This window comes from uncultured Gimesia sp. (assembly GCF_937919775.1).
Classification (GTDB): domain Bacteria; phylum Planctomycetota; class Planctomycetia; order Planctomycetales; family Planctomycetaceae; genus Gimesia.
Window position 1 is genome coordinate 1 of the sequence record NZ_CALFPF010000197.1, and the last position, 4,451, is coordinate 4,451.

Annotated in this window: 1 protein-coding gene; it reads right to left on the bottom strand. The window is 52.8% G+C overall.

The window, feature by feature from the left end; genetic code table 11:
* Positions 1–100: 100 nt before the first annotated feature.
* Positions 101–4,451, bottom strand: a 4,351-nt coding sequence (gene uvrA, locus Q0294_RS05225) for an excinuclease ABC subunit UvrA (RefSeq protein WP_299461620.1), incomplete at its 5' end; no start/stop codon positions are given.

Genomic DNA, 4,451 nt, shown 5'->3' on the forward strand with positions numbered 1-4,451 from the left:
TATCGTATCTGTTAAAACAAAAAACGTCAACATCTTTTCCCGGTTCGGTAAATTTACCGCTGTATTACTGAGTCGGTTTGCAGACTCTGTGCAATTATTCTCACTGCACCATCGCATTCAACAGCGTTTTAAAGGCTTTCACCTGAAGTTGTTTTTTATTTGTAAAACGAATGCGCGCCTGTTCTTTGCTAGAAGCGTCGGTTTTGATTTCACGCTCGGCACCAAGATCAGCTATTTTACCCAGAGTGATTTTTTCCTGGGACGCCAGAAACGTCATATCGACCCCTTCACGCCGCTTGGTGTGAACCGTCAGAAATGGTTTCTTCTCCCCTGCATTCATAAAATTAACTAACGATTTATTATCCCATTGGATTTCCGAATCAGGATACGCCTCTTCCAGCAGCTCGAACAGCGATTCCAGCAGATCCGCCTCCCAGGAAACGCGTTTATGATTTGGAAAGCCTTTACGGGAAAGATGCCATTTTTTCTTCAGCACTTTCCAGGGCAAAATATCTTCGGGTTTGATCTGATCGTGGTGAATTAATCCGAGATACGACTGACAGGCGGCTTCCAGAAATTCAGCAAATGCGGGAGTGTTGACTTCTTTTTGCCAGTGGATGGTCAGACTGACTTCCTGCCACGGGCCTTTCAGATTTTTCACGCGCACCCGGTTGGAACGTCCGTAGATCGGAAGTTCATCCAGATCATCCAGCGACTCCAGTGCCAGTTGTTCGCGTAATGTATCCTGCTGGAACGTATTCCGCTTCACCCGGAAACTGAGTCTGAGCAACCATTCGTCGCCGGTATTCGCATGCAGAAACCAGCCCTGTTTTTTCAGCGGCCCGTTCACTTCAACAATACTACGGTGATTCCAGTTGATGTCGCCGAAACCCTCTTTGTTTTCGATGACGTCAATCACCGTTTCGAGAGCTGCTCCTTCCCACTGGCAGGATGCACCCGATAATGCCACGTGATCCTGCGTGTGCCAGCGTTTGCCATCTTTCTGCCACGGCATCTGCGCGTCGCGGCCGATGTGTTTCAGATCGATATCCCCCGCCTGTTTTTCACTCAGACTTTGCGCATCGAATATTTCACGCTCGACCCGTGTTCCGGACGAAAGAATCGGCTTCAGAATTTCTCCGGTATAAGATCTTAACAGCGGCGCCTGTTTTGATTTTCGCGAACCGGATGAAGCGTTCTGCTTCTGGTAGCGGTCTGAGTGCTCCACAATTTTTTCCGGCGTCCCGGCGGCGATGATCTGACCGCCCCCACTTCCCGCTTCCGGTCCGACATCGACCAGCCAGTCGGCGGTTTTAATCACATCCAGATTATGCTCGATGACAATCACCGTGTTTCCCAGTTCGACCAGACTGTTGAGCACCTTCAATAGCTTGGCAATGTCATCAAAATGCAGGCCCGTCGTCGGTTCATCCAGCAGATACAATGTTTTCCCCGTGCTGGGTCGGGCCAGTTCTGCCGCCAGCTTGACGCGCTGCGATTCCCCGCCCGACAATGTGGGCGCGGACTGTCCGAGCGTCAGATAATCCAGACCAATCGCGCAGAGCGTTTCCATCGTGCGTCGAATGGCGGGGATATTTTTAAACAGCTCCGCCACTTCACCAATCGACATCTCCAGCACATCGGCGATTGATTTCCCCTTATATTTGACGGACAACGTTTCCTGGTTATAACGTTTGCCGTTACACGTTTCACAGGTGACCCAGACATCGGGCAGAAAGTGCATCTCGATACAGCGCTGGCCGTTCCCTTCACAGTCCTCACAGCGTCCGCCGGAACGATTGAAGCTGAACCGCCCGGGCTGATAACCCCGCACTTTGGCATCGGGTAATCGTGAAAACAGTTCCCGGATCTGGTCAAACACGCCGGTATAGGTCGCCGGGTTCGAGGCGGGAGTATTTCCGAGCGGCTTCTGATCTACAATAATCGCTTTATTAATCTGCTCGAGGCCCAGCAGGGCATCGTGCGGACCAGGGGCTTCCTGCGAACGGTGCAGTTTTTTAGTCACCGCCCGTGCCAGCGTCTCTTCAATCAGAGAACTTTTACCTGAGCCACTCACGCCGGTGATACAGGTGAATGATCCCAATGGTATCGCAAGATCGACCGACTGCAGATTGTTTTGCCGGGCGCCCTTTAACTCCAGCCAGTGACCGGTGGGAGAGACCGCGACTTCTTCTGTCCCCTGTTTTTCATAAATCACGCGGCGCTCTTTGGGCATCGTAATTGTTAACTGATCCGACAGATATTGCCCCGTGAGTGATTTTTTTCTCCGTTTTAATTCTTTGGGAGATCCCTGGCCGACAATGGTGCCGCCAAACCGTCCCGCCCCCGGACCAAAATCATAGAGACAGTCAGAGGCTTCGAGCACTTCCCGATCGTGTTCGACCATCACAATCGTATTGCCGATGTCTCTCAGTTTTTTCAGAGTATTAATCAGACGCGTATTATCGCGCGGATGTAAACCGATGGTCGGTTCATCCAGCACGTAAAGGATGCCCGTTAAGGAGCGTCCCACCTGACCGGCAAGCCGAATCCGCTGACTCTCTCCACCGGAAAGCGTGGGTAACGGACGGCTCAAGGTTAAATATTCCAATCCGACATCGACCAGAAACTGCAGACGGCTGGTGGCTTCCTTGATCAATTCGCCGGCGATTTGTTTTTCCCGTTTGTCGAGCTTTGCTTTTTTGATAAACGACAGCGCTTCTTTCAAAGGGAGATCACAAAACTGACCGATGGTTTTCCCCTGAAATCGCACAGCGGCGGCATCGGTGCGCAAGCGGCTCCCATTACAAACCGAACAGGGAACTTCACCCGTCAGCTCCTGCAGGCGGCTTCGAAACGCGAACGACAGACGCGATGCCTCTTCCATCGCAGGATAGAGGCCCTTGTATTGAAATTGAATTTTGCCGGAATCATCAAGGGGAATCCAGCGTTCCTGATCGCCGTAGAGCACCAGTCTCTGCTGTTTGACGCTGAGCTGATTGTAGGGCACGTCCAGTGGAATCCGAAACTGCTTCGCAATCGCTGCCAGCACTTTCTTGAACTGCGGGTTCGTCCGCGGATCAGGCCAGGCTGCGACAGCCGCGTCCTGCAGACAACGGTTCGGATCGGGAATCAACTCAGACAAATTCGTACCCAGTTCGGTGCCCAGACCTTCACAGTATTCGCACCAGCCCAGCGGACTGTTGAAGGAATAATTGTGAGGCGTCAGTTCTTCAAAACTCTGCCCGCACTGTTCACAGAAATAAAACAGGCTGAACGTTTCGAAGTCCCACTCGTTTTCCGGAGTCGAATCATCGCAGTAGCAGGCATACATCAGACCTTGCCCGAACGCCAGAGCCGACTCAACCGAATCGGCAATGCGCGAACGGTTTTTGGCAGCAACGGTAATCCGGTCGATGACGACTTCCACTTCGTGGCGACGGCGACGGTCAATCTGGGGAACCTCTTCCAGTCGATACGTGATGCCATCGATGCGGACGCGCAGAAAACCCTGCGCCCGCAATTTTTCCCAGAGCGTTTCATACTCCTGACCGACATTGATCTCCACCGGAGCCAGAATCAACAGTTTCGTACCGGCTTCGAGAGAGAGAATTCGCCGAATGACTTCATCGGTCGTTTGCGTTTCCACGGGGATATCGCAGTCCGGACAATACATGGTTCCCAGGCGGGCAAAGAGTACGCGCAGGTAATCATAAATTTCGGTTACCGTGCCGACGGTGGATCGTGGCGAATGGCCGGTTGTTTTTTGTTCGATGGCAATCGCCGGCGAAAGTCCGTGAATGTGTTCGAACTTGGGTTTGGGCATCTGTCCGAGAAACTGTCTTGCATACGCCGACAACGATTCCACGTAACGCCGCTGCCCTTCCGCATACAGCGTGTCCATCGCCAGCGAACTCTTGCCACTGCCACTCGGGCCACAGAACACATTCATCTGATTGCGGGGAATGTTCAGATCGAGATTCTGCAGATTATGTTGACCGGCTCCGCGAATGACGATTTCCGTGCTGTCCCCTCTGGGTTCGCCGTTCGTTTTCCTGTGCGCCGCCTGCCAGCGCAGATGCGGATTCGTCAGTTTTAACGCTTTTGTTTTTTTCTTGCCCTTCGCCGCTTTCGCAGGCACGAGTTCGGTTTGTTCTTTCAATGCCAGACCGGTATAGGAATGGGCACAGGCGGCGACTTCTTCCGGCGTCCCTTCGACGAGAATCGTGCCTCCCCCTTCCCCCCCCTCGGGTCCGAGATCAATCACCCAGTCCGCAGTTTTAATTACATCGAGATGATGTTCGACCACGAGCACCGTATTCCCGGCGTCAACCAGATGATGCAGCACTTTCAGCAGCAACTTGACATCCGCAAAATGCAGGCCGGTAGTCGGTTCATCTAAAAGATAAAATGTGCTGCCCGTCGCACGTTTCCCCAGTTCGCGCGCGAGC